The sequence below is a fragment of the Nocardiopsis sp. CNS-639 genome (assembly GCF_000381685.1).
Taxonomy (GTDB): Bacteria; Actinomycetota; Actinomycetes; order Streptosporangiales; family Streptosporangiaceae; genus Nocardiopsis; species Nocardiopsis dassonvillei.
Genome location: NZ_KB906857.1, coordinates 235270 through 261454, shown reverse-complemented (window position 1 = coordinate 261454; position 26185 = coordinate 235270). Strand labels below are relative to the sequence as shown.

Sequence of the window (26185 nt, the reverse complement as noted above, 5' to 3'; positions counted from 1 at the left end):
GGACGGGTCGACGGGGACCTCGTCGACCGGCGCCAGAGCCGGACCGCGCGCGGAACGGATAGGGTTCCCTGCGTGGATATCGACGTGTTCGCCGCGGCGCACGCCCCGGAGTGGGAACGGCTGGACCGACTGGTGCGCGGGCGCCGCTCGCTGGACGGTGAGGAGATCGACGAACTCGTCGAGCTCTACCAGCGGGTGTCCACCCACCTGTCGGTGGTGCGCTCCTCCGGGCAGGACCCGGCGCTGGTGGGCAGGCTGTCCGCGCTGGTGGCCCGGGCCCGCTCGGCGGTGACCGGCGCGCACGCCTCCGCGTGGCGCGACGTCGGCGGGTTCTTCACCCGCGTCTTCCCGGCGGTGTTGTACCGGCTGCGGTGGTGGTGGATCGGCACCAGCGCGGGCATGGTCGCGATCGCGGCGGTCACCGCTCTGTGGATCGTGTCCGAGCCCGACGTGCTGCACGCCCTGGGCACGCCGGACTTCATGGCCCAGTACGTCGACCACGACTTCGCGAACTACTACATGGAGAACCCCCGGGGCTCGTTCGCCGCCCAGGTGTGGACCAACAACGCGTGGGTGTCGGCGCAGGCCATCATCTACGGCGTGGCCTTGGGGCTGCCGACCCTGGCGGTGCTGCTGATGAACGCGGTGAACGTGGGCGTCGCCGCCGGGATCATGCTCGCCCACGGCCAGGGCGACGTGTTCTTCGGGCTGCTCCTGCCGCACGGCCTGCTGGAGCTGACCGCCGTCTTCGTCGCGGGTGGAGTGGGCCTCAAGCTGGGGTGGACGATCATCGCGCCCGGCGACCGCACCCGCATGCGCGCCCTGGGCGAGGAGGGGCGCGCCGCCATCGCGGTGGCCCTGGGGCTGGTGGTGGTGCTGCTCATCTCCGGGCTCATCGAGGGCGTGGTGACCGGTAACGCCGCGGCCGGGGTCATCCCGATCCCGGTGGCGCTGGGCATCGGCGTGCTGGCGGAGGTGCTGTTCCTGGTCTACGTGTTCACGCTGGGCAGGAAGGCCTACCAGGAGGGCGAGACCGGAGACCTGGAGAACGCCCCCGCCGCCGTCCCGGTGGCCTGAGGGCCTGTCCCGACGAGCGCGGAGGGCCGAGGACCGGGGGCGTGGCCGCCTGCGGTCACCGGCCGGTCCGCTGCGCGCGGGCCGAGCTGTCCGGTCCCTGGCCGCCTGCGGCCACGGGCTGGCCGGGCGGGCGGTGCCGTGCCATCATCCGGGCCATGGACACCGAATCCCTGCACTGGTTCAAGAGCTCTCACAGCAGTTTCGCTGACAGCTGTGTGGAGGCGGCCTTCGACCGCCCGGGAAACTGTGTGCGTGTCCGCGACTCCCTCGCGCCCACGGCGGGAAGCCTCGCGGTCGGCCAAGGCGAGTGGTCCGTCCTGGTTCGCTCCCTCTGCGCCGGTTCCGGTGCCATAGAGGCGTAACCGTCCCCGCCTCACGCGGGGCAGCACAAGGCGGGCGGCCATGGGGACCCCCTTGTTTCCAACAGTACGGCGGGGCCAGTCAGGATCGGCAGTCCCCGCCGTGGCCTGTGGATAACGCTGTGGCCCTCACCCGCCTGCCTGAGCCTTCCCGAAGGCCCGATCCCGCCACTCGCAGGCCATCAGAGTTCTGGGGTGATCCTCGCCCAGCAACGACTTCCGGGCTCCGGCCACTCGTTCGAACACCTCCGCCGCTCGCGCGTACTCGCCTCGCTCGAACGCGTTCCGAGCCACGTTGAACTCGGCTGACACCGTCAGAGGATGCGCGGCACCCAGGTCACGTGAACGCACCCGCAACACACGACGAAACCCCTCCTCCGCCGCGTCCGGGTCACCTCTGAGCATCCATACGTAGGACAGGTTCTCCAGCGCGTGCAGTGCGGTCTCTTCCTCCTCCCGTTCCCCGTGGGCCTCCCAGACAGCGCGGAACCCCTCCTCGGCGGTGTCCAGGTCACCGCGCAGTCCGGCCATCAGGGCGACCTGGTGGCGGGTGCTCAGGGTCTCGGGGTGCACGGGCCCGAGAACGGCCTCGCGGTCGCGGTACACCGAGCGGTAGACCTCCTCGGCCTCCTCGATCCGCTCCTGCTCACGGAGCGCGTCTCCTAGCGCATGCCGGGCGCGGAGCGTCGCGGGGTGGGAGTTCCCGAGCACCTCCACCGCCTCCGCGACCGCGTTCTCCAGGATGCCGAGGGCTTCGTCCGTGAGGCTGAGCAACGTCAGGCTGCGGGCGCCGGACACCACGCTGTCGACGACGGCCGGGTCCATCCGGGACCACAATCGGAGGTAGAGACGGGTGACGGCATCATGGGCGCGGAGTTCGAAGCCCAGATCCCGGCCGCGCTGCCAGGCGAGCAGCCGCTCCGCCTCGTTGACCAGCGCCAGGTCCTCCTCCCCGAACCCCGCGCGCACGGTCTCCGACACCAGCGGGTGCAGCCGCAGCGCGGTCTCCCCCTGGGACGGGACGACCGAGACCAGACCGTGCACCACCAGCGCGTTCACCGCCCTGGCCAGGTCCGCGTCGGTCAGGGATCCCAGCACCCCGCCGTCCAGCTCCGACAGCGGCAGTCTGCGCAGCGGAACCTCACTGGCATCGGGACCCAGCACCGCCAACAGCTTCAACAGCGGCACCGCCCTGGGTTCGCGCTCCTCCACCAGGCGCAGGGACAGCCCCCACACCCCCGACAACAGCCCCCGCTCCGCCCCGACGCCTCCGACCAGGGGCGCAGCCAGCTCGTCCAGAGCCCCCACTCCCTCGCCGAGCCGCGCCAGCAGCGCGTGCGCGTCCGGGAACAGCACCCGGTGCGTGGCCAGGATCCGCCCGGCCAGCGACAGCGCCAGCGGCACCCCGCCCAGCCGCCGGGCCAACTCCTCCGCGCCCGCGAGCCCCGCCGCACCGCCCGCCCCCGCGTGGTCGGCCAGGGCCTCGGACGCCGCCGACCCCTCCAGCTCCCCGATCCGGTGCACCCGCGCGGGCGCCCACTGCGCGGGGTCGTCCACACGGCTGGTCACCAGCACGAACCCGCCCGGACTCGCCCGCATCCACCCCAACTGGTCCCCGGGCCGGTTCTCCGGGTCCAGCTCCTCGGGCCGGTCGGCGTTGTCGATCACCAGCAGCCACGGCCGCGCCGCCGCGTCCAGGTGCCGCCACACCCACCGGGCCGCCTGGCGCCGCGCCCCCTTCACCCGCTCGGCCTCCTGCCGGGAGCCGCCCACCTCCACCGCGGCCTCGACCATGCTCGACGCCACGCTTCCGGGCCGCACCCAGAACACCGTCCACCCGTCACGACGCGCCCGCTCGGCCAGCGCCGCCGCCACCGTGGTCTTGCCGAACCCGCCCGGACCGGTCAGCACGTGCGGAACCGGCGCACCGGCCTCCATCGCTTCGCCCAGGGCCTCCAGAAGCCCCTCACGCCCCCGTACGGCCGTCGCCGGGCGCGGCGGGTCCAGGGACACGTCGGCGAGCGGCGGCGGAGCGGGAGCGGGCGCCTGGAGGGTCACGCCGCCGTGGATGTCGCGCACCTGGAGCAGTTGGCCGTGGACGGCACCGGAGGAGGCGTTGCCGTGGGCGTCGGGGGGAGGAACCATGCCCTCCATAGTGCACGTCCGGGCGCCGCCCCGAGGGGGCGGCACCTGGATGGTGAGGGCGGGAGGCCCGGGCCTACAGCCTGCCCTGCGCCTTGAGGTTGATGTAGGCGTCAGCCAACGCGGGCGCGATGTGCTCGGGGTCGGCGTCGACCACCTCCACACCCATCCGCCGCAGCTCGGCGGTCACCCGGCGCCGCTCGCCCAGCGTCCGCTCCGCGGCCGCCGCCCGGTACAGCGCGTCCGCGCTGCCCCGCTCGGCGGCCATCAGCTCCACCGCCGGATCGTTGACCGCGGCGACCAGCAGCAGGTGCCGGGAGGTGAGCACGGGCAGCCTCGGCAGCAGCCCCTCCTCCAGCGACGCCGCGTTCAGGTCGGTCAGCAGCACCACCAGCCGCCGGGCCCGCCCCTGCGTGCCCAGGACCGTCCCCACCAGGCCCGCCGGGTCGGACTCCACCAGCTCCGCCTCCAGCGGCGCCATGGCCTCCACGATCCGGCCCACCTGCTGGCCGCCCTTGCCCGACGAACGCACCTGCGCGCGCGTGCGCCGGTCGTAGGCCAGGAAGTCCACCCGGTCGCCCGCCCTGCCCGCCAGCGCGGCCAGCAGCAGCGCGGCGTCCATGGCGTGGTCCAGGCGCGGGGTGTCGCCCACCCGCCCGGCCGACGTGCGCCCGGTGTCCAGCACGATGAGGATGCGCCGGTCCCTCTCGGGCCGCCACGTGCGCACCACCACGCCGTCGCCGCGGGCCGTGGCCCGCCAGTCGATCGACCGCACGTCGTCGCCGGGCACGTAGTCGCGCAGGGAGTCGAACTCGCTGCCCTGCCCCCGCACCATCGCCGTGTGCTGCCCCTCCAGCTCGCGCAGCCGGGACAGCTTGCCCGGCAGGTGGCGCCTGCTGTGGAAGGGCGGCAGCGTGCGCACGGTCCACGGCGCGGGCAGCGTCCGCTGCCTGCCCGCCAGCCCCAGCGGCCCCAGACTGCGCACGGTCACGCCCGCGGCCCGGGCGTCGCCGCGCCGCGTCGGGGTCAGGACGGTCCCCACCCGGCGCCGCTCCCCGGCCGGTACCCGCAGCGGCTGGCTGCGCGGCGCGGCGTGCGAGCTCGGAGGCCAGGCGTCGCGCACCGACCCCCGCAGCGCCCGCCGGGTGGGGTTGGCGACGGTCACGTACACCGTCGCCGAGTCGCCCAGGCGCAGCGACGTGTCGCCCTCACGGGACAGCAGCACCGCCTTGGGACTCGCCGCCAGCACGACGTCCAGGGCGAGCAGCGCCGCCAGCACGCCCAGGGCCACGGCCGCGGCCGCGGCGCCGATCAGACCGGACAGCGCCACCGCGACCGTGGCCGCCAGCGCCAGCAGCACCGCCCGGCCGGTGACCACCATCAGCGCGGCACCGGGACGGAGGCGAGCACACCGTCCAGGATTCCGTCGGTGGTCGCCCCCTCCAGCTCGGCCTCGGGCCGCAGCGAGATCCGGTGCCGCAGCGTGCCCTTGGCCAGCGCCTTCACGTCGTCGGGGGTGACGTAGTCGCGGCCCGACAGCCACGACCACGCCCGGCTGGTGCGCAGCAGCGCCGTGGCGCCGCGCGGGGACGCGCCCAGCTGGAGGGACGGCGACTGCCGGGTGGCCCGGCACAGGTCCACGATGTAGCCCAGGACCTCGGGCGCCACCCGCACGCGCTCCACGGCCAACCGGGCCGCGCGCAGCTCCGCCGCGCCCGCCACCGCGGTGACCCCGGCCGCGGCCAGGTCACCCGGGTCGAAACCGGCCGCGTGGCGGCCCAGCATCTCCACCTCGGCCGCCCGCTCGGGCAGCGGGACGGTCACCTTGAGCAGGAACCGGTCCAGCTGGGCCTCGGGCAGCGGGTAGGTGCCCTCGTACTCCACCGGGTTCTGGGTGGCGGCCACCATGAACGGGTCGGGCAGCGCGGACGGCCTGCCCTCCACGGTCACCTGGCGCTCCTCCATCGCCTCCAGCAGCGACGCCTGGGTCTTGGGCGGGGTCCGGTTGATCTCGTCCGCGAGCAGCAGGTTGGTGAAGACCGGCCCCTCCATGAACTCGAACTTCGCGGTGTGCTGGTCGTAGACCAGCGAGCCCGTCACGTCGCCCGGCATCAGGTCCGGGGTGAACTGCACCCGCTTGTGGTCCAGGGACAGCGCCGCCGCGAGGGTGCGCACCAGCAGCGTCTTGGCGACACCGGGCACGCCCTCCATCAGCACGTGGCCGCGGCACAGCAGCGCCACGACCATCGCGGTCACCGTCTCGTCCTGGCCCACGACCGCCTTGGCCACCTCGCGGCGCAGGGCGACCAGGGCCGCGCGCGCCTCGTCGGCTGATGGCAGTGCCTCGGGTGTGAAGGCGCTCACGTGCCGTCTACCTCTCTCGATACCTCAGTGGTCGTTCGCTGGTCGTCGCGGCTCAGGGTCACCGGAGCCTCCGGGCGCGCTCGTCGAGTTCGTCGGCGAGCCTGACCAGCATGTCGTCGTCGCCCGCGTACGGGTCGGGCTGCCCGGGGTGGAGCAGGGCCCGCAGGTGGGCGGGGTCGTCACCGGTCCGCGAGGCGACCGCCGCCACGACCGTGTCGGGCGCGGCGTCCGCGCCCAGCCCGAGCTTGGGCGCGACCCGGTCCACGAACCCCGACCGCAGCGCGGCCGCGACCCGGTCCCGGGCCCTGCGTGACTGGTACAGCCCCGCACGCCCCTCGGTGGTCTCCGAGGCGCGCACCACCACGGGCAGCGACTCGGGCACCAGGGCGCCCATCCGGCGCCCCTGCCACAGGGCGAGCAGCGCCAACGCGGCCACCAGCGGCACCAGGGACCAGCGCAGGCCCAGCGGCAGCAGCTGCCACAGCCCGGAGCCGCCCTCCTGCTGGGGCGGGTCGGGGCGCAGCCACACCACGTCCTCGGCGGCCAGGAGGTTCATCGCCAGCGCGGCGTTGCCCCCGGCGGAGAGCGCGGTGTTGGTCAGCGGCCTGCCGGTGCCCAGCACGGTCGTGGCGGCCCCGTCCCGCTCCACCCGGACCAGGGCGTCGCCGCTGCCACCGGGGTAGCAGCCCACGGCGTCCGCGCCGGGACCGGCCGTGTACAGCTCACCGGCGACGTAGGCCTCGCCCGCGGCCTCGGCGGCCGACAGCCCGCACTCGGGGGCGTAGGGGGTCTCCGGCGTGGGGAACCCCTCGGGCTCCTCCCGGCCGGTCATCGTCACCCCGGGGGCGAAAGCCTCCAGGGACTGCGTGGACGGCTGCACCAGGACGGTGTCCACGTCGAGCGCGGCCAGCGAGTCCAGCTCCTCGGGGAGCAGGCGGTGGTCCAGGAAGACCGCGAGCACGGCGTCGCCCCCGGCGTCGGCCACGGCCTCCTCGGCGGCGGCGGAGGAGCGCACCACGTGCACGTCGCGGTCCTCCTCCAGCACGTTCACCAGCGCCCGCGTGCCGTCCGGGGTGATGGAACCGGGTTCCAGGCGGCCGGTGGGGAACTGCTCGCTGCCCAGCGACAGCAGCACCGAGACCGTGACGAGCGCGGTCACCACGGCTGCCGGAACCCGGACCGAGCGCCACACCCGCAGGGCGCGCGAGTCCTCCCGGGACGGCGCGCGGCCGGGGGAGCGCGGGGGCGCGGCCGGGGGAGCGGTGGCCGTCATCGGCCCACCTCCCCGACGGGCCGGGCGGCCCTGAGCCGCGTGTCCAGTTCGCGCAGGAGGCGGGCGGAGTCGGCGGTCGCCGGGCGGTCGCCGTAGGCCACGTCGTTGAAGATCCGCGCCCCCTCGCCCAGCCCCTCGGCCTCGGCGGTCAGCACGGCGGAGGCCTCCGCCGCCAGCTCGGTCGCGGTGCGCCCCGCGCGCGGCGTGATGATCGCCCGCTCCTCCAGGTCCACGCTGATGGCCCGCAGCCTCTCCGTGACGGCGGCCGCGAACTCACCGGCCCTCTCGTGCCGGTCGGCGGCGGCCCGGTGGTCGGCCGCGTCCAGCGGCGCGCCCTCGTGCACGGGCGCTCCCGCGCGACGGCTCCGGGTCGGGCGCAGCCAGAAGACCAGCCAGACCACCAGGACCGCGACGACCACCAGCAGCGGTCCGAGGACCGTCCAGCCGCCGAGGGCGTCCGGCGCCTGGGAGACCAGGTCCGCGAGCAGCTCTTGGAGCCAGGAGAGGAAGCGGTCCCACAGGGAGGGCTCCTGTTCCCCGTACAGGGGGTCGCTCAGCTCCTCGACGGCGCGCCGCTGCCCCTCCTCACGGGTCACCTCCCCGACGGCGGGTGCCCTCACGTCCGCGGCTCCGGCAGGTAGATCTCCGGGCCCGCCTCGTAGCCGGCCTGGGCCACCTGGTGCAGCTTCAGGTCCAGGCCCTCACTGCGCATCCGCGCGTCCACGTACAGGAGGGTCTTCACGCCCACCCTGAAGGGCGCGGTGATCGCGTAGACCACGACGTTGCCCACATAGATGACGGCGCCCGCCACGACGGCGGCCCAGGCGGCACCGGGAGCGATGAAGGTGGGGACCACCGAGACGATGCTGAAGGGCGTGCTCAGCAGTCCTTGGACGAGGAACATGAGGATGAAGGCAAGCAGTGAGATGCCGAAGGTCCGCCACCATCTGCCCTGAGTGAGTCGCCAGGAGCGGGTCAAGGCCGTGCCCGCACCGACACGCTCGAGCACCGCGACCGGTATGGCGAAGTAGATGCGGATGTAGATCCAGGCGACCAGGGCGATGCCTCCGGCGGCCCCCAGCATCGAGGCGATCACGACGATGATGCCGACGCCCTGGCTCTCCGCGATGGCCACGAAGACACCGATGAAGAAGACGACGATTCCGACGGTGACGGCCACGTAGAGGACGAAGATGGCCACCAGCTGCAGCAGTGCCAGGCCCACAACGGTCCAGATCCGGCTGCGTACGGCGGTCCAGGCCTCGGAGGGGCTGAGCTTGCGGCCGAGGACCGCCATACCGACCACGGCCGTGAGAAGACCGGTGACCAGGATGATCCCGGCCTGGGTCAGCAGGCCGCCGCCGTACAGGGCCACGAGGGACCAGCCGCTGAACGGGAACGGGTCGTTGGGGTCGACCGACGCGGGGTCGGCCATCACCTGGTCGAGGAAGGCCCCGTAGCCGGACATGTAGCCGCTGAAACCGACCGAGCTCACGATGCTCGCGACTGCCATGACGACCAGTGCGAGCCCGACGGTGGTCTTGGGGTTGTTGCGGATGAGGCTGAACGCACCGTTGAGGATGTCCCCGAGCGTCATCGGCCGGAGCGCGACCACACCGGGCTTGAGCGCGCGCGGCTGCCCGTAAGGGGGCTGTTGGCCGTATCCGGCCTGTGCTCCGTATCCGGGCTGTCCGTAACCGGGTTGCTGGCCGTACTGTCCGTAGCCCGGCTGCTGACCGTATCCGGACTGCTGCCACTGCGCCTGCTGTCCGTGGCCGTACTGGCCGTAACCCGGCTGCTGCCCGTACGCGGGCTGCTGTCCGTACCCGCCGCCCTGGGACGGCTGCTGGCCGGAGGCGTGCTGGCCGTACTGTCCGTATCCGGGCTGCTGCCCGTGGCCCTGCTGTCCGCTGGCCCCCTGCTGGCCGGGGTCCTGTCCGGGGGCGGCCGTCGGTCCGTAGCCGGGAGCGGCCGTTGGTCCGTAGCCCTGCTGCCCGTACCCGGGGGTCTGCTCGGGAGGGGCGAAGTCCGGCTGTCCCTGGGGCGTCTGACCGGCCGACGCGGAGTCCGGCCCCGTACCGGAGGGCGCGGAGGAGGCGGAGGACGGACCCTCCTGACCGGGGGCGGCCCATCCGCCGGACGCGGGCGGGGGAGCGGCCTCGGAAGCCCCGCCGCCGTCCGGTCCGTCCGGGGGGTTCCCCGACGTGTCCCGGTGGTCGTCCTCCTGGGTCATCTGCCCCGCCCTCCATGGGGTTCGGTTACGCTGCGCGAGCACGCTTCCGCGGTTTTCGGCCTCTGGTAAACCAACCTACCCGCCGGTTCCACCGGTGCCCGCGATGTTCGGGCGTATGCAGGCGCAACCGACCCACTTCATTCCTTTTGTATGCTTTCTGTTACCAACAGGCCGAGTCGCGAAGGTTCGCGTGCCAGGTCACCAGGGTCGACGCGCCGCAGGCCGAAACGGTTCCCACAGACCGAAAAACACCGACCACTCTCCCGATCCCGCCCGAAGGTGGCAAGGTGGGGGAGGACGAAGCAGTTTCTTGCGTCTCGGGGCGCACCGAACGTTCATGCCGCTTGAGTGTTTCCAGAGAGAGGAGTAGGCGCCGCCGTACCCGCCCGCGGGTCCGACGCCCGGCGCCGGACGCACCGATGAAGGGACGTGTACTGGTTGTCGACGACGACCTCGCCCTCGCTGAGATGCTGGGCATCGTTCTGCGTGGAGAGGGGTTCGAGCCCTCGTTCGTGCACGACGGGGACAAGGCCCTGGAGGCCTTCCGCGAGACCAAGCCCGACCTGGTCCTCCTCGACCTGATGCTCCCCGGCGCGGACGGGATCGACGTCTGCCGTCAGATCCGCGCCGAGTCCGGCGTGCCCATCGTGATGCTCACCGCCAAGAGCGACACCATCGACATCGTCCTCGGGCTGGAGTCGGGCGCCGACGACTACATCGTCAAGCCCTTCAAGCCCAAGGAGCTCGTGGCCCGCGTCCGGGTGCGCCTGCGCCGCACCGAGGAGCCCGCGCCCGAGGTGCTCCAGATCGGGGACATCACCATCGACGTCGCCGGGCACGCCGTGCGCCGCGACGGCGAGCAGATCAGTCTCACCCCGCTGGAGTTCGACCTCCTGGTGGCCCTGGCCCGCAAGCCGCGCCAGGTCTTCACCCGCGAGGTGCTGCTGGAGCAGGTCTGGGGCTACCGGCACGCCGCCGACACCCGCCTGGTCAACGTCCACGTGCAGCGCCTGCGCGCCAAGATCGAGAAGGACCCGGAGCACCCCGAGGTCGTCGTGACCGTCCGCGGCGTCGGCTACAAGGCCGGAACCGCCTGATCCTCCCGAGCCGCACATGACCGCAGCCACACCAGAGGAGGAGCGGGGGACCGCCTCCGACACCCAGATCCCGCCCTCCGGGCCGTCCGCGGCCGGAGGGCGCTGGCGCGACGGCGGCACGGGGCTCACCCGCTCCTACGCGCTCGCCCAGCGCGCCGCCCGCGCCCTGGTGCGCGGCGTCCACAGCAACTGGCGCCGCTCGCTGCACCTGCGGGTCATCTCCACCACCCTGGTGCTGTCCCTGGTGGTCATGGTGGGCCTGGGGTACGTGCTCATCTCCCAGGTGCGCGGCGGTCTGCTCGACGCCAAGATCTCCACGGCCGTCACCGACCACCGCGCCGGGCTCAACTACGCGTCCGCCGAGCTCCAGGAGAACGAGTCGGGCGACCGCAACCGGCTCATGTACAACCTCGCCAACGAGCTCACCAGCCGCAGCGGCGACACCGGACTGTACAGCGTGGTCATCCTGCCCTCGGTGGGCGGAGAGGTCGGCTGGGCCACCGGCGAGGGCAGCGTCCCGCAGCGGCTCATCAACCAGGTCCACGAGTCCGAGGTGGACGAGCAGCAGTACCACACGTACACGCGCATCACCACCGACCAGGGCGAGGAGCCCGCGCTGGTGGTCGGCGCGCAGCTCACGCGCGCCTACGAGCTGTACTACATCTTCCCGCTCCAGCACGAGCAGCAGATCCTCGACCTGGTCCAGGGCACGGTCGGCCTGGTGGGCGTGCTGCTGGTCATCCTCCTGGGCCTGATCGCCTTCGTCATCACCCGGCAGGTGGTCAGCCCGGTCCGCTCGGCCGCCCAGTCCGCCGAACGCCTCTCCTCGGGCGACCTCACCGAACGCATGGCCGTGCACGGCGAGGACGACCTCGCCCGGCTCGCCCTGTCCTTCAACGACATGGCGGGCAACCTCCAGGAGAAGATCCAGGAGCTGGAGGAGCTGTCCAAGCTCCAGCGCCAGTTCGTCTCCGACGTCTCCCACGAGCTGCGCACCCCGCTGACCACCATCAAGATGGCCGGGGACGTGCTCTTCGACGAGCGCGAGGAGCTCGACCCCACCATGCGCCGCTCGGTGGAGCTGCTGCAGAGCCAGGTGGAGCGGTTCGAGGAACTCCTCTCCGACCTGCTGGAGATCAGCCGCCACGACGCCGGGGCCGCCACCCTGGGCACCGAGTCGCTCGACATCCGCGACGCCGTCATGAAGGCCGTCGGCGACGCCGAGCAGATCGCCGAGCGGCGCGGCATCAAGGTCGTGCTGCGCCTGCCCACCGACCCCTGCACCGCCGAGTACGACGGCCGCCGCATCAACCGCATCCTGCGCAACCTGGTGGTCAACGCCATCGAGCACAGCGAGGGCCGCGACGTGGTGGTCACCGCCGCGTGCGACCGCGACGCGGTAGCCGTGGCCGTGCGCGACTACGGGGTGGGCCTCAAGGAGGGGGAGGAGCACCTGTGCTTCGACCGCTTCTGGCGCGCCGACCCGGCCCGGGTGCGCACCACCGGCGGCACCGGCCTCGGGCTCTCCATCGCGAAGGAGGACGCCACCCTGCACGGCGGCTGGCTCCAGGCGTGGGGCCAGCCCGGCCAGGGCTCCCAGTTCCGCCTGTCCCTGCCGCGCCGCTCCGGCAGCGAACTGCGCGGCTCCCCTCTGCCGCTGGTGCCGCCGGAGTTCGCGCTGGGCCGCACCTACACCACCTTCGCCGACAAGGGTGAGAACGGCAACGGCGCCGCCCGCGCCGAGAAGGTGCCCGCCCGGAACGGCGCGGACACCGCGGAGGAGGGCGCGGCCGCCACCCGCGCCGAGCAGCGCGAGGACGAGGAGAAGCTGTGAGGACACCGCACCGGTTCGGCCGCGCCGCGCGCGCCTGCCTGGCCGCGGCCGTGGCGGTCGTGTCCATGGCCGCCTGCGCGACCGTCCCCACCACCGGCCCGGTCGTGGCCAGCGACGGCAACGAGTCCGAGGGCGACCCCTACGGCGGCTACGTGCGCCTGCTGCCCGCCGGACCCCAGGAGGGCGTGGCGCCGGAGGGCCTGGTCAGCGACTTCCTCAAGGACATGGGCAGCTTCGAGCAGGACTACGAGGCCGCCCGCAGCTACATGCTGTCGAGCACGGACCAGTCGTGGAACCCGGACGGGACGGTCAAGGTCTTCCCCGGCCACGACACCGTCGACCTCGACACCGAGATCAGCGGAGACGGGCTCACCGCCACCGTGCGGATGCGCAGCTCACTGGTGGCCACGATCGACGAGGACGGCAGGTACGTCTCCGGCGACTCCGGTCGCCTGCTCGACGAGACCTTCGTCCTGGCCCGGGAGGACGAGGACCCCGAGGGCGAGTGGCGCATCCAGAGCCTGCCCGACGAGCTCATCCTCAGCCAACTCGACGTGGAGCGCACCCACCGCCCGTTCAACCTCTACTACTTCAACCCCGACGAGAACGCCCTGGTCCCTGACCCGGTCTACCTGCCCGTCAGCAACGACGAGCTCACCAAGCGCCTGCTGCACAGGCTCGTCCGCGGCCCCAGCGCCTGGCTGGACCCCTCCGTGCACTCCTCCTTCGCCGAGGACACCGATCCCGAGGTGGAGGTGGAGGAGGACCGGGTGAACGTCAGCGTGACCGCCCCCGGCCAGGCCGACGAGTTCGGCATGGGCGCCCAGATCGCCTGGACCCTGCGCCAGCTGCCGGAGATCCAGGAGTTCACGCTGCGGGTGAACGGCAACGAGGTGGACTTCCCCGGGGCCGAGGGCGAGAGCGCCGACCGGCCGCGCCCGGGCAGCACCTACTGGTCGGAGGTCAGCCCCGGCGCGACCTCGCCCGGCGTCCACGTCTACTACTCCCACGAGGGCCAGCTGTGGTCGGCCTCGGACTGGGACACCGACACGTTCGGCAGCGGCGAGCCGGTACCCGGGCCCCTGGGATCGGGCGAGGTCCCCCTGGGCAGGTTCGCGGTGTCGCTGGACGAACAGACCATCGCCGGGGTCACCACGGGCGGCCGCAAGGTCGTCACGAGCCAGGCCACCCCGGGCGCCGACGTCCGGGAGGTCCTGGCCGACGGGGTCTTCACCGAGTTGTCCTGGGACGTCAACGGCGACCTGTGGGTGGTCGAGGAGGTCGACGACGAGGACGGGGAGGACAGCGAGGAGGCCCGGGAGGACTCCGACGCCGAGAGCCCCAACCTCAACGGGCCGCCGCCCTCCCCGGGGCCGACGGACCTGTGGCTGCTGCGCGACGGCCACGAGGTGGTCCGCGTGGACGTGTCCGACCTGCGCGACAGGCCGCTGGTGCAGTTCCAGATCTCCCGGGACGGCACCCGCGCCGCGGTGGTGACCGAGGTGGACGGGCGCCGCTCGCTCCAGGTGGGCCGCGTGGTGCAGGACGCCGACGGGCAGGTCTCCGTGGAGTCGTTCGTGACCCTGGCCCGCGAGCTGGAGGACGTCACCGACATCTCCTGGCGCTCGGGCGACCAGTTGGTCGTGCTCGGCACCCGTGAGGGCGGTACGAGCCAGGCCCTCCTGGTGTCGCTGGACGGCGGCACGCCGCCCGCCAGCGCCGGAACCCCCGTCGCCAGCATGGTGACCGTTTCCGGAGCCCCGGGCCAGCCCCTGGTGGCCGGTTCGGACGACGGCAACATCTGGGTGTCCAGCGACCCGCTCAACTGGCAGAGCGTCGTGGAGGGCGGCTCGCCCGCCTTCCCGGGCTGAGGCCCCGCGGGCGTGCGGTCGGACTCCGGCCGCACGCCCGCGGTGAAACCGGGGTGCGCCCGTCGCGCGGGCCTGGAAGGGTGGCGCCATGGACGACCTGACGCGGCTGGGTACGCCGATCGACGCAAGCCCCCACTTCGCCGGGGAGCGGGAGGACCTCCTCGCGCTCCTGCGCGGCCTGACCCCCGACGAGTGGCAGGCCGAGGCCGTGACCGGGTGGAGCGCGCGCGACGTGGCCGCCCACCTGCTCGGCGACGACTACTGGCGCATCGCGGGGATGCGCGACCGCTACCGGGCGGCCCCGGCACCGGCGCCGGGGGAGCCGCTGGCGGCGTTCATCCACCGCAACAACCAGGAGTGGGTGCGGGCCACCGCCAGGATCAGCCCGCAGGCGCTGATCCAGACGCTGGAGATGACCGGGCGCGAGCTCGTGCGGCTCTGGCGCTCCGCGGACCCGCACGCCCCGGGCGTCGCCGTCTCCTGGGCGGGCGCCGACCCGGCGCCGGTCTGGCTGGACTGCGCCCGCGAACTCACCGAGAACTGGGCCCACCGGCAGCAGATCCGGCACGCGGTCGGGCGGGCCACCGACCCCGGGCCCGCGGGCTCCCTGGTCCTGGACACCTTCATGCGCGCACTGCCGCACACCCTGCGCGACGCCCCGGCGCGGACCGGAACCCGGGTGAGCGTGGCCGTGGACGGCCCGGACGGCGGCGAGTGGACCGTCACCCGCGCCGGAGCCGGGTGGACGCTGGCCCCCGCCGGAGCGGGGGACTCCGGCCCGCCCGCGGCGGCCGTGCGCTGGGACTTCGAGACCGCCTGGCGGCTGTGCGTGCGGGGGATCGAACCCGAGGAGGCCGAGGCCAGGGGAGACCTCTCGGGCGACCCCGACCTGGCCCGGGCCTGCTGCCGCATCGTGTCGATCATCCGCTGACCGCGCGGACCGGCCCGGACGGTGGTCGCCGGTCCGTGTGCCGACCGGCCCCGCGCCTCGAGGGGCTCTCCCGTACCGCCTTCGCGCCGCGGCCGCGACGCCGGGATGACGGCCGCAGGCTCGCGGGCACGGGCCGCGGCCCGGGCGGCGACCGGTCGGTCCGGGCTTCTCCCGGGGCCGTGACCGCGGTGCCGGCACCGGTGAGGGGAGTGGAGGAGGCCGTCGGGAGCGTTGTCCACAGGTTCGAGAAGGGGCTGGCGGGGGCCGTTCCGGGCATCGAACCTTGGGGTATGGACGAACGGACACACCCCACGGGCGTGCTGCGGTGGATACTCGGCGCGCTGCTCGACCTGCTCCTGCCGCAGCCCTGCGCGGCGTGCGCGGGCCCCTCGGGGCCGCTGTGCGCGCACTGCCTCACCGCGCTGCGGCGCCGCCCCCACCGGTGCGCGCCCAGGCCCGGCTGCCCGCCCGTCTGGGCGGCCGGACCCTACGCCGGGCGACACCGCGGGGTGCTGCTCACCTACAAGGAGGGCGGCGCGGACGCCCTGGCCGCGCCCCTGGGCGGGTGGCTGGCCGCCGCCCACACCGCGTCCGGCCTGGCCCGCCCGGACACCCTGCTCGTCCCCGTACCCGGGCGCGGCCCGCCGGGTGACCCCCGGGCGCCGGTCACCAGGCTGGCGCGCGCCTGCCTGGCGCAGGCCGGCGGAGCGGGCGCGGGGAGGGTGGCGCCCCTGCTGCGCTACCGGAGCCGCCCCAGGCGCCAGGCAGGCCTGGGGAGGGCCGAGCGCCTGGCCAACCGGGCGGGCACCCTCGTCGCGGACCGCCCCCTTCCCCGGGCCCTCGGCGCGGTTTCCGGCGCGCAGTCCGGCTCGGGGTCTGGCTCGGGGTCCGGGGGGAGCGCGGTCGTGGTGGACGACGTCCTCACCACGGGCGCCACGGTGGCCGAGGCCACCCGCGCACTGCGGGCCCGCGGGATCGCCGTGGCGGGTGCGGTGGTCCTCCTCGAACGCCTGCCCGGTGCTGTCGGAGGTCCTTCCCGGGAGAAGGAGGCGGACGGTGCAAGAAGGTTTTACGAACCCTCGTGAACAGGCGAAAAGTCCATGTACGAAGGGGTTTGAGGCAGTTACCGATGAGTTGAGAGGGTGGCTGCTACCTGACATCCTCGCCAGGACAGGTTACGGTCACGGTATGGCACCCGTCCGGGTCCGTGGTTGCGTCGGAGTCTGTGAGCTCCCGGGAACACCGGGGCGCCGCTCCGGCAAGCCGATGCCAGGCGCAGGCGAAACGGCCCACGTAAGGCGACTTTTCGTCGACCGATCACGGTGCGCCTTAGAGGTAAGCCCTGCCCCGCGGAGGGTCCAGATGTCCCTCATGACAGGGAGAAGAGCAGTAGTCGCGATCAAGAGCGGCGACACTCTCAGCAGGCGGATGTGGGGACGAAGACCAGGTCGGCCGGACGGGTGGCATCCCATCGTCCGGGGGTTCGCCAACGGCGAACCCCCGGAGACGATCCCCTCGCCTCCCCGCCGCGCGCGTCCCGTCGCGGCCCCGGGTGACCTGCGGTTCTTCGAGGAGTGCCCCGTACCGTCAGTCCCGGCAGTCCTTTCCCTCAGCGCGGCGGCCTTCGCCAATCGCGCCCCTGGTGCGCGTGATGACACCCCCGCTGGTGGGTATACGCATCTCCAACCGAGCCGTGCCCCCCACCGAACAGGGGCACCAGGGGAAGGGGGCTAGCGCGCGACACCCCTCCCGCCCCCCTGACGGCGGAAGGGACGCAGAGCCAGCCTGGCCGTCGTCTTCCGGCGGCCACGCGATGAAGGGGGTCCTATGGACATCATCGTCAAGGGTCGACGCACCGGTGTGAGTGAGAAGTTCCGTCAGCACGTCGACAACAAGCTCGACAGGCTCTCCAAGTGGGAGAAGAAGGGCATGACCGTCGACGTGGAGGTGTCCAAAGAGCGCAACCCCAAGCTCGCCGACGTCTGCGAGCGGGTTGAGCTGACCATCCGGACCAACGGTCCGGTCATTCGCAGCGAGGCCGCCGCCTCGGACCGGTACGGCGCCCTCGACCTCGCCCTCGACAAGATCGAGGCCCGCCTGCGCAAGTCCGCGGACCGGCGCAAGGTCCACCGGGGTAACCACGCCCCCGTCTCCGTCGCGTCGGCCACCGCCGACCTCCCCGGAGACCTGCCCTCGTCCGCCACCGCCACCGCGACGCAGGCTCCCCCCGCCCAGCGGCGCAGCGGCGAGGAGGACGTCAACGGCACCGAGGTGGACGGAAGGTTCTCCGACGAGTTCGTCGAACTCGACACCCAGGGAGAGGTTCCCGTCGTCGTCCGGGAGAAGTTCCACAGGGCCAAGCCCATGAGCATCGACCAGGCGCTCATGGAGATGGAACTCGTGGGCCACGACTTCTACCTCTTCCACGACGAGGTCAAGGACGCCCCGAGCGTCGTCTACCGGCGCAAGGGCTTCAACTACGGCGTCCTCCGACTGGTCGACTAGACGTTCGCCACCGCCCTCGACGGATCCCCCCGCACACGAAGCCGCGGCGGGTCCGCTCGGACCCGCCGCGGCGGTGTGCGCTCCCTCCCCGCGCCCGGCCAGGAACCCGTCCCCCGTCCCGGCCGGTCGGGCCCTCGGTTCGCGCCTACTCGGGCCGGTGCTCGGCCTCCTCCTGCTTGATCCGGTGCAGCGGGGTGTCGTGCGGCTCCTCGGGCTCGGCCCGGGGCGTGTCGAGGACGACGTCGCCCATCAGGTCGAAGACCAGGGCCAGGACGGCCGCCGCCACCAGCAGGACCGCGGCGATCACCAGCAGGACCACGGACATCCCCAAGGCGACGCCGATCCCGCCCACGACGAACCCGACGCACGCCAGCAGGACCGCCGCCCACGACGACACGCGCCCGCGATGGCTGTTGCTCGGTGCGAGACTGCCGCCCTGGTGCTGGAAGCCCCGGATGCGCCCGAAACGGCTGTCGCTGTCGGGATGCTCCTTCTCCCAGGCCAGCGCCGGGTCGTCGGCCACCGGGTCGCGCCGCAGTACGGGCGACTCCCCGACGACCTCCTTGGCCACGTCGTCGGGAGAACGCGGGGAGGGGGCCGACATGTCCCTCGCCTCGCGGCCCCCGCCGCCCCGTGTCCCGCGGTCCTTCTTGTCTCGGTTTGTTCGCATGGTGATCCCCCCTGGGAACACGTTCGCGTCCGGTCCGTCCGCGGCCCTTCGGCCGCGGTGCGACCTCCTACCACGTGCCTACCCACGAAAGCCGGGAGCCATCGGTGCCCACGCCGAAAGCACGGGGAGGCGGTCGGCGTACGCGCCCGGCGCACCGTCCGCGCCGGTATCGGATCCCCCCTGGTACCGGGACGTCGCCAAAAACCTTCCGACCCCTCTGCCAGGTCTGTGACATGCGGGAACATATCGGTTGGTTCTCTTCGTTGCGCACAGGGAAACGTGCGGACGGGCCGCTCCACCTGAGAGGGTGGGCGTAGGGTTCGTGTCCTCTAGGATGTAGGGCCGAGGGCCCAGGAACCCCCGCCGTCCTCCGCGGCCACGGGAAAGCGGTCAGCGGGCCTAGATCTGAACTCCACGTGGGTGGAGCCAACCGCGATCTGCGAGGAGCGCATAGGAAGTGCCAGGGATACTCGACAAGCTCCTGCGCGCGGGTGAGGGAAAGATCCTGCGCCGACTCAACAAGCTGAAGGACCAGGTCAACTCGCTCGAGGAAGACTACGTCGACCTCACCGACGAGGAGCTGCGCGACCTCACCGGGGAGTACAAGGAGCGCTACGAGGACGGGGAGTCCCTGGACGACCTGCTCCCGGAGGCCTTCGCCACCGTCCGCGAGGCGGCCAAGCGCACCCTGGGCCAGCGCCACTTCGACGTCCAGATCATGGGCGGCGCCGCGCTGCACCTCGGCAACATCGCCGAGATGAAGACCGGTGAGGGCAAGACCCTGACCGGCACCCTCGCGGTCTACCTCAACGCGCTCGCGGGCAAGGGCGTCCACGTCATCACGACCAACGACTACCTGGCCAAGCGCGACGCCCAGAACATGGGCCGCATCTACCACTTCCTCGGCCTCGAGGTCGGCGTCGTCGGACCGCAGATGACCGCGGCCGACCGCCGCAGCGCCTACCAGGCCGACATCACCTACGGCACGAACAACGAGTTCGGCTTCGACTACCTGCGCGACAACATGGCGCTCTCGCTCAAGGACACCGTCCAGCGCGAGCACTACTTCGCCCTGGTCGACGAGGTCGACTCCATCCTCATCGACGAGGCCCGCACCCCGCTGATCATCAGCGGCCCCTCGGAGCAGAACTCCCGGTGGTACGCCGAGTTCGCCAAGATCGCCCCGCGCCTCAAGCGCGAGGAGGACTACGAGGTCGACGAGAAGAAGCGCACCGTCGGCATCACCGAGTCCGGCGTGGCCAAGGTCGAGGACTGGCTGGGCATCGACAACCTCTACGAGGCCGTCAACACCCCGCTCATCAGCTTCCTCAACAACTCGCTCAAGGCCAAGGAGCTGTACAAGCGGGACAAGGAGTACATCGTCAAGGACGGTGAGGTCCTCATCGTCGACGAGTTCACCGGCCGCGTCCTCGCGGGCCGCCGCTACAACGAGGGCATGCACCAGGCCATCGAGGCCAAGGAGCGCGTCAAGATCAAGGACGAGAACCAGACTCTCGCCAAGGTCACCCTCCAGAACTACTTCCGCCTCTACGAGAAGCTCGCCGGCATGACCGGTACCGCCCAGACCGAGGCGGCGGAGTTCACCCAGACCTACAACGTCGGCGTGGTGCCCATCCCCACCAACAAGCCGATGGTCCGCCAGGACGTCAAGGACGTCGTCTACAAGCACGAGGACGCCAAGTTCCAGGCGCTCGCCGAGGACATCGCCGAGCGCCACGAGGCCGGGCAGCCCGTCCTGGTCGGTACCACCAGCGTCGAGAAGTCCGAGCTGCTGTCCCGGATGCTCAAGCGCGAGGGCGTGCCCCACGAGGTCCTCAACGCCAAGAACCACGCCCGTGAGGCCGCGATCATCGCCCGCGCGGGCAAGCTCGGCGCGGTCACCGTCGCCACCAACATGGCCGGTCGCGGTACCGACATCATGCTGGGCGGCAACCCCGACTTCCTCGCCGACGAGGAGCTCCAGAGCCGCGGACTGAGCCCGCTGGAGACCCCCGAGGAGTACGAGGCCGCCTGGCCCGAGGCGCTGGAGAAGGCCAAGGCCGACTACGAGGAGGAGCACGAGAAGGTCGTCGAGGCCGGCGGCCTGTACGTGCTCGGCACCGAGCGCCACGAGTCGCGGCGCATCGACAACCAGCTCCGCGGCCGCTCCGGCCGCCAGGGCGACCCCGGCATCTCCCGCTTCTACCTCTCCCTCCAGGACGACCTGCTGCGCCTGTTCAACAGCAGCCGTCTGGAGGCGTTCATGAACCAGCTGAACATCCCGGACGACCAGCCCATCGAGTCCGGCATGGTCAGCAAGGCGATCGCCTCCGCGCAGGGCCAGGTCGAGACGCAGAACTTCGAGATCCGCAAGAACGTCCTCAAGTACGACGAGGTCCTCAACCGCCAGCGCAAGGTCATCTACGCCGAGCGCCGCAAGGTCCTGGAGGGCCAGGACCTGCGCGACCAGGTCATGAGCATGCTGGAGGAGGTCCTGCGCGGCTACGTCGTGGAGGAGACCGCCAGCGGCGACCCCAGCGACTGGGACCTCGACAAGCTCTGGCGGGCGTTCAAGCAGGTCTACCCGATCAGCTTCACCGTCGACGAGTTCATCGAGGAGAACGGCGACCTGCACACGCTGACCACCGAGGTGATCGCGGACCGCGTGGTGGAGGACGCCAACACCGCCTACGAGGCCCGCGAGGCCGAGCTGGGCGAGGAGGCCATGCGCGAGGTCGAGCGCCGGGTCATCCTCCAGGTCATGGACCGCAAGTGGCGTGAGCACCTCTACGAGATGGACTACCTCCAGGAGGGCATCGGGCTGCGCGCCATGGCGCAGCGCAACCCGCTGATCGAGTTCCAGCGCGAGGGATTCGACATGTTCCAGCAGATGCTGGAGGCCATCAAGGAGGAGTCCGTCGGCTACCTCTTCAACGTCGAGGTGCAGGTCCGCAAGAAGGAGGAGCCCGCCCTCACCACCGCCGCCGCGGCCAGGACCGCCGCGGCAGTCGGCGGCTCCGCCAGCGCGACCGCCGTCGCGACCGCGGTGGAGGAGGACGAGGAGGTCCAGGACGCCGCCTCCCCGGTGGAGGAGGCCGAGCCCGCCGAGGACGTGGTCGTCCCCGGCTTCGGCGAGGGCCAGCCCAACCGGCTCCAGTACTCCGCGCCGAGTGAGGACGGCACCGTCGAGCGCCACAGCGAGACGGCCGACGAGTACTCCGGCACGGCGCGCAACGCGCCCTGCCCGTGCGGCTCCGGCAAGAAGTACAAGAAGTGCCACGGCGACCCGGCCGCCAAGTAGGCGGACGGTAGGCCCCGGCGGCAGCCGGAACGAAACGCGCTCGGGCGCGGCTCCCACGGGGGGCCGCGCCCGAGCGCGTCCGCCGACCGCTCCGCAGGCGTGTCCGGGGCTCCGGACCGCCGCCCGGACACGGGCGCCCGGGTTCAGGCGGGCAGGGGCCGCTCCCGCACGACGTGCTTCATCACCAGCGTCGAACTCAGGTGCTGGACGCCGGGCAGGGTGGCCAGCGACTCGTCGTAGAGCACACGGAAGGCGGCCAGGTCGGCGCTGACCACGCGCAGCAGGTAGTCGGGGTCGCCGAACAGGCGCTCGGCCTGGACGACCTGGGGGATGTCCTCGACCGCCCGCTCGAAGGCCGCGACGGTGTCCCGGTCCTCCTGGCGCATGGTGACGAAGACCAGCGCCTGGAAGCCCAGCCCCACCGCCTCGGCGTCCACGACCGCGCGGTACCCGCTGACCACTCCGGCGCGTTCGAGTTCGCGCAGTCTGCGATGGCACGGGGAGACGCTGAGCCCGACGCGGTGGGCCAGTTCGGTGATGCTCAGACGGCCGTCCTCCTGGAGCTCCGCAAGAATCTTCCGGTCGACGTTGTCCATGGAGGAGATTCTTCCACCACTGGCGGTTCCAGCCGCAAGAAGTGGAACTATTTTCGGGCGTTTTGTGGCTACTCTTCCCCTCTGAACAGGAGTTTCGAGGAGAGGGGTGGCCGTGGAACCGGCTTCGGTCGCGGCGTTCTGGACGGTGTCGGTCCTGCTGATCCTGGTACCGGGGGCGGACTGGGCCTACACCATCTCCGCCGGGCTGAGGGACCGCTCGGTGCTCCCGGCGGTGTCCGGGCTGCTGCTGGGCTACGTCGCCCTCACCGGGGTCGTGGCGGGCGGGGTCGCGGCGCTGGTGGCCAGCACACCGGCCGTGCTCACCGGCCTGACCCTGGCGGGCGCCGTCTACCTGGTGTGGCTCGGAGCGGCCACCCTGGCCCGTCCCGCGGTGCCCGGAGCGGGCGGCGCCGCGGTGCCCTCCTCCTGGAGCTCGCGGGTGCTGACCGGCACCGGCGTCAGCGGTCTCAACCCCAAGGCGCTGCTGCTGTTCCTGGCCCTGCTGCCGCAGTTCACCGACCCCGCGGGCGGGTGGCCGATGGCCGCGCAGATCGGCACCCTGGGCCTGGTGCACACGGCCAGCTGCGGGGCGGTCTACCTGTGCGTGGGCGTGCTCGCCCGCACGGTGCTGGGAACCCGCCCCGCCGCCGCGCGCGCCGTCAGCCGCTTCTCCGGGGCCGCCATGATCGTCATCGGCGTGGGCCTGCTGGCCGAACGCCTCCTCTAGGGCGCGGGCCGACCGTCCCCGCGACGCCGTCGCGGTGTCAGGAGGGGCCGTGCCGAAGGGCGAGCTCGGCCATCCTCTCCGCACCGTCCCGCCACTCCTCGCCGTGTCCCACGAGCACGGTCCGCGCTCCCGTGTCCGCGATCGCGCCCAACGACGCCAGAGCGCGCTCCTCGTCCGCGGTCGCCGCTCCCGACACGATCTGCGGTCCGTACGTGCCTCGGTACGGGTTGAGGGTCACCACGGCGTCGCCGGCGATGACCGCTCCGCGGTCCGGGAAGTGCAGTGCGCAGTGGCCGAGTGTGTGACCCGGGGTGGGAACCACCCGCGGCGCCCCGGGCACCGGCAGTTCGCCGTCCCGGAAGCGGTGTACCTCCCTGATCGGCTTCGGCCACCACGCCCGCCGCCCCACGAACGAGGCGACCATCGGAAAGGCCTTCACCTGCGTCAGGAAGTAGGGGGTGCGGGCACGCGCGTGCCCGTACTGGCGGGGATGCCGTGTGAGCGGAACGTCGTTCTCGTGTATGTGGACGGGAACGCCCATCCGGGACCGGAGCCGTTCCGCGAACCCGAGGTGGTCGAAGTGCCCGTGCGTCAGCACCAGGGCGCGGATGTCCCGGGGCTGCCGCCCGAGCAGCATCAGGGCCCGCCGCAGGGAGTCCCACGAGCCCCCCACCCCGGCGTCGACGATCGTCAGCAGCCCTTCGTCCTCGACGATGAACCAGTTGACGTACCCGTCCCGCACGCAGTGGATGCCCTCCGCCACGTCCTTCCTGAACATCGCCCACCTCCCGGGAGGTCGATGAATCCGGTCTGGTGCGTCGGACTGCCCTGACACGAGCGGCCCGAAACCCGTGCACGGGTTCCGGGCCGCGGGCCCGCGGGCGTCCCGGCGGGTCAGCCGGACGAGCCCGTCCCGCCCTTGGCCGTCCCCCCGGCCCCCGGCGGGTCCTCACCCGCGTCGGCCTCGGTGCGCGCCCGCACGGTCTCGCCCGGCTCGTCCGGGTCGCGCTCCCGGCCCGGCGTGGGCAGGTTGAAGCGGGTGATGAGCAGGTAGAAGATCCCGAAGTAGGCCGCGAAGTACACCAGGCCCACCAACAGGATCACCCCCAGCCCCTGGGTGTTGTCCTTGGTGGCGTTCAACAGCATGTCGATCAGACCCGCCGAGAACCCGAAGCCCAACTGGGCGTCCAGCGCGTTGAGCACCGCCATCGAGATGCCGGTCAGCACCACGTGCACCGCGAACAGCGCCGGGGCCACGAAGATGAACGCGAACTCCACCGGCTCGGTGATGCCCGTCGCGAAGGCCGTCAGCGCCGCGGGGATCATGATCGACCCGATCTGCGTCCTCCGGGCCTTGGGCGTGGCCAGCCACATCGCCAGCGCCGCACCGGGCAGGCCGAACATCAGCACCGGGAAGAACCCGGACAGCAGACCGCCCGCGTCCGGGTCGCCGGCGAAGTAGCGGGTGATCTCGCCGTGCGCCACGGTGCCGTCGGGAGCGGTGTAGGTGCCCGACACGAACCAGATGAACGAGTTCACCACGTGGTGCAGGCCCAGCGGCAGCAGCAGGCGGTTGATCACCCCGTAGGCTCCGGCTCCCACCGCGCCCGCGCCGATGATGCCCTCGCCCAGGTCCTGGATCCATCCGCCCACGACCGGCCAGACCAGGCCGAGCACCACGCCCATCACCAGACCGGCCAGCGCCGTCACGATCGGCACGAACCTGCGGCCGCCGAAGAAGCCCAGCCAGGTCGGCAGCTTGATCCGGTGGTAGCGCTGCCACAGCAGGGCCGCCACCAGACCCACCGCGATGCCGCCGAGCACGTCGGTCGGGTTCTTCACCGCGTGGTTGATCACCGGCATGACCGCGTTGACGGCCTCGGGGTCGGTGACGGGCTGGCGTGTGACCGGGTCCACCGCCAGCGGGTACGTGGTCAGCCGCGACCCCAGGTCACCGGTGGCGCCGTCGAAGGTGACCATCGTCCAGGTGGCCACCCGGTCGAACACCAGGTAGCCCACGACCGCGGCCAGGGCGGTCGAACCGTCGGCGCGCTTGGCGAACCCGATCGCCACACCGATCGCGAACAGCAGCGGCAGGGCCTGGAAGACCGCGTCGCCCGCCATGCCGACGGCGCCCGCGACCGGCTCCATCCAGCCCATCCCGGAAAGCCCGGCCAGGCCGTCGGCGCCGAGCAGGTCGGGCTGGCCCAGGCGGAGCAGGATCGCGGCGGCGGGCAGGACCGCGATGGGCATCATCAGGCTGCGGCCGAGCCTTTGCAGGACGGCGAGCGCGGACGAGCCGCGCTTGGACCGGCCCGCGTCGCCGCCCGGGGGCTGCGACGCGGTCGGTGTCGGGGTCTGGTCCGAACTCATGGGGGGTCCTTCCTCGGACACGCGCCTCGTGGGCGCGGGACTTCAGTCGCCGTGCCGCCGGGGGTCCAGCCGGGAGTGCAGCTGGTAGCGGTCGGCTCGATAGGTGGACAGCGCCAGTTCCACGCACTGTCCGTTGGCGAAGCTCCGGCGCTGCATCACCAGCACCGGGCTCCCAGCTGGCAGGCCGAGGAGTCGGGAGTCGGCCGAGTCGCAGATCCCGGCCTCGATGGTCTGTTCCCCGGAATCCAACAGGATGTCGAACTCGTTTTCCAGCACCTCGTAGAGGGACCGCTCGGCGAGGTCGTAGTCCTCCAGGCCCGGGACCATGGCGGCGGGGATGTTGGAGCGCTCCACGGCCATCGGCTCGTCGTCGGCGGTGCGCATGCGCTCGATGTGGTGCACCAGGGTGCCCGGCGCGATGTCGAGCATGCGCGCGGTGTGCCCGCTCGCCGGGATGACCTGGCGGATCAGCTCGCGGGCCCCCGGTTCGAAGCCGCGTGCGCGCATGTCCTCGCTGAAGGAGGCCAGCACCAGGGACATCTCGATCTTGGGGCGGGCGATGAAGGTCCCCTTGCCGGGGACCCGGTACAGCCGCCCCTCGGCCACCAACAGGTCGATGGTCTGGCGGACGGTCATCCGCGAGAGCCCGTAGGTGGCGCTGAGCTCGCGCTCGGAGGGGATCATGTCGTCCACGCCCAGCCCCGCCGCGGTGATCCAGTCCAGGAGCAGGTCGCGTAGTTGGCTGTACTTGGGCAGCGGGTTGCTGGGGTCGATCGACATGGAGCGGGTGGCCTTCTCGGTCGGCGGGTGGAGTTGGCGTCAGACCTTAGCG

At 72.4% G+C, this 26185-nt stretch carries 21 protein-coding genes; 10 read left to right on the top strand and 11 right to left on the bottom strand.

Annotated features, from left to right (window positions below; all coding sequences use genetic code 11):
* The first annotated feature begins 72 nt into the window (after positions 1-72).
* Entirely contained in the window at positions 73-1077 is a 1005-nt protein-coding gene (locus tag G011_RS0108555; protein ID WP_019608103.1) for a stage II sporulation protein M, read from the top strand.
* A gap of 155 nt (positions 1078-1232) precedes the next feature.
* Complete coding sequence (locus G011_RS32950; RefSeq protein ID WP_036552419.1) at positions 1233-1439, top strand: DUF397 domain-containing protein; 207 nt, start codon at positions 1233-1235, stop codon at positions 1437-1439.
* A 126-nt stretch (positions 1440-1565) separates the two neighbouring features.
* On the opposite strand, the gene G011_RS0108545 is transcribed toward G011_RS32950, so the two are convergent.
* The 6 genes from G011_RS0108545 to G011_RS0108520 all read right to left on the bottom strand — a co-directional run bounded on the left by G011_RS0108545 (position 1566) and on the right by G011_RS0108520 (position 9448).
* Complete coding sequence (locus G011_RS0108545; RefSeq protein ID WP_019608101.1) at positions 1566-3590, bottom strand: tetratricopeptide repeat protein; 2025 nt, start codon at positions 3588-3590, stop codon at positions 1566-1568.
* 64 nt (positions 3591-3654) lie between these two features.
* Positions 3655-4959 (bottom strand): DUF58 domain-containing protein, encoded by a 1305-nt coding sequence (locus G011_RS0108540; protein WP_019608100.1) that lies wholly within the window; start codon positions 4957-4959, stop codon positions 3655-3657.
* Positions 4959-5942 carry a MoxR family ATPase gene (locus tag G011_RS0108535; RefSeq protein ID WP_013154754.1) on the bottom strand — a complete coding sequence of 328 codons (984 nt, stop codon included), beginning with the start codon at positions 5940-5942 and terminating at the stop codon, positions 4959-4961. Before G011_RS0108535 ends, G011_RS0108540 begins: the two co-directional genes overlap by 1 nt.
* Positions 5943-6000: 58 nt before the next feature.
* Complete coding sequence (locus G011_RS0108530) at positions 6001-7215, bottom strand: DUF4350 domain-containing protein (RefSeq protein ID WP_019608099.1); 1215 nt, start codon at positions 7213-7215, stop codon at positions 6001-6003.
* Positions 7212-7835 (bottom strand): DUF4129 domain-containing protein, encoded by a 624-nt coding sequence (locus G011_RS0108525; RefSeq protein WP_019608098.1) that lies wholly within the window; start codon positions 7833-7835, stop codon positions 7212-7214. The genes G011_RS0108530 and G011_RS0108525 overlap by 4 nt, the downstream gene beginning before the upstream one ends.
* Entirely contained in the window at positions 7832-9448 is a 1617-nt protein-coding gene (locus tag G011_RS0108520) for a glycerophosphoryl diester phosphodiesterase membrane domain-containing protein (RefSeq protein WP_019608097.1), read from the bottom strand. Before G011_RS0108520 ends, G011_RS0108525 begins: the two co-directional genes overlap by 4 nt.
* 419 nt (positions 9449-9867) lie before the next feature.
* On the opposite strand from G011_RS0108520, the gene mtrA reads away from it, so the two are divergent.
* The 6 genes from mtrA (at position 9868) to hpf (ending at position 17686) form a co-directional block, all read left to right on the top strand.
* Positions 9868-10545, top strand: coding sequence for an MtrAB system response regulator MtrA (mtrA, locus tag G011_RS0108515; protein WP_013154750.1), 678 nt, complete (start codon positions 9868-9870; stop codon positions 10543-10545).
* Between the two features lie 16 nt (positions 10546-10561).
* Positions 10562-12379 carry an MtrAB system histidine kinase MtrB gene (mtrB, locus tag G011_RS0108510; RefSeq protein WP_026338141.1) on the top strand — a complete coding sequence of 606 codons (1818 nt, stop codon included), beginning with the start codon at positions 10562-10564 and terminating at the stop codon, positions 12377-12379.
* A complete protein-coding gene (locus G011_RS0108505) occupies positions 12376-14250 on the top strand; it encodes an LpqB family beta-propeller domain-containing protein (RefSeq protein WP_019608096.1) in 1875 nt (624 codons plus the stop codon). Before mtrB ends, G011_RS0108505 begins: the two co-directional genes overlap by 4 nt.
* A gap of 88 nt (positions 14251-14338) precedes the next feature.
* Positions 14339-15181: a maleylpyruvate isomerase family mycothiol-dependent enzyme gene (locus tag G011_RS0108500; RefSeq protein WP_019608095.1), complete on the top strand. Its 843-nt coding sequence runs from the start codon at positions 14339-14341 to the stop codon at positions 15179-15181.
* Positions 15182-15471: 290 nt separating this feature from the next.
* Positions 15472-16266 carry a ComF family protein gene (locus tag G011_RS0108495; RefSeq protein WP_019608094.1) on the top strand — a complete coding sequence of 265 codons (795 nt, stop codon included), beginning with the start codon at positions 15472-15474 and terminating at the stop codon, positions 16264-16266.
* A gap of 742 nt (positions 16267-17008) precedes the next feature.
* Positions 17009-17686 (top strand): ribosome hibernation-promoting factor, HPF/YfiA family, encoded by a 678-nt coding sequence (gene hpf, locus G011_RS0108490; protein ID WP_019608093.1) that lies wholly within the window; start codon positions 17009-17011, stop codon positions 17684-17686.
* A 145-nt stretch (positions 17687-17831) separates the two neighbouring features.
* On the opposite strand, the gene G011_RS0108485 is transcribed toward hpf, so the two are convergent.
* Entirely contained in the window at positions 17832-18356 is a 525-nt protein-coding gene (locus tag G011_RS0108485; protein WP_026338140.1) for a hypothetical protein, read from the bottom strand.
* Positions 18357-18813: 457 nt separating this feature from the next.
* Between G011_RS0108485 and secA the strand changes: the two genes are divergently transcribed.
* Positions 18814-21657, top strand: a complete 2844-nt coding sequence (gene secA / locus G011_RS0108480) for a preprotein translocase subunit SecA (protein ID WP_019608091.1) — start codon at positions 18814-18816, stop codon at positions 21655-21657.
* Between the two features lie 143 nt (positions 21658-21800).
* Here secA and G011_RS0108475 read toward each other — a convergent pair whose 3' ends face one another.
* On the bottom strand, positions 21801-22253 hold the full coding sequence (locus tag G011_RS0108475) for an Lrp/AsnC family transcriptional regulator (protein ID WP_019608090.1): 453 nt from the start codon (positions 22251-22253) through the stop codon (positions 21801-21803).
* Positions 22254-22359: 106 nt separating this feature from the next.
* On the opposite strand from G011_RS0108475, the gene G011_RS0108470 reads away from it, so the two are divergent.
* Positions 22360-22980 carry a LysE family translocator gene (locus tag G011_RS0108470; RefSeq protein WP_019608089.1) on the top strand — a complete coding sequence of 207 codons (621 nt, stop codon included), beginning with the start codon at positions 22360-22362 and terminating at the stop codon, positions 22978-22980.
* A 37-nt stretch (positions 22981-23017) separates the two neighbouring features.
* On the opposite strand, the gene G011_RS0108465 is transcribed toward G011_RS0108470, so the two are convergent.
* The 3 genes from G011_RS0108465 to G011_RS0108455 all read right to left on the bottom strand — a co-directional run bounded on the left by G011_RS0108465 (position 23018) and on the right by G011_RS0108455 (position 26133).
* A complete protein-coding gene (locus G011_RS0108465) occupies positions 23018-23758 on the bottom strand; it encodes an MBL fold metallo-hydrolase (RefSeq protein ID WP_013154740.1) in 741 nt (246 codons plus the stop codon).
* A 116-nt stretch (positions 23759-23874) separates the two neighbouring features.
* Positions 23875-25353, bottom strand: a complete 1479-nt coding sequence (locus G011_RS0108460) for a PTS transporter subunit EIIC (RefSeq protein ID WP_019608088.1) — start codon at positions 25351-25353, stop codon at positions 23875-23877.
* A gap of 42 nt (positions 25354-25395) precedes the next feature.
* On the bottom strand, positions 25396-26133 hold the full coding sequence (locus tag G011_RS0108455; protein WP_013154738.1) for a GntR family transcriptional regulator: 738 nt from the start codon (positions 26131-26133) through the stop codon (positions 25396-25398).
* Positions 26134-26185 lie beyond the last annotated feature (52 nt).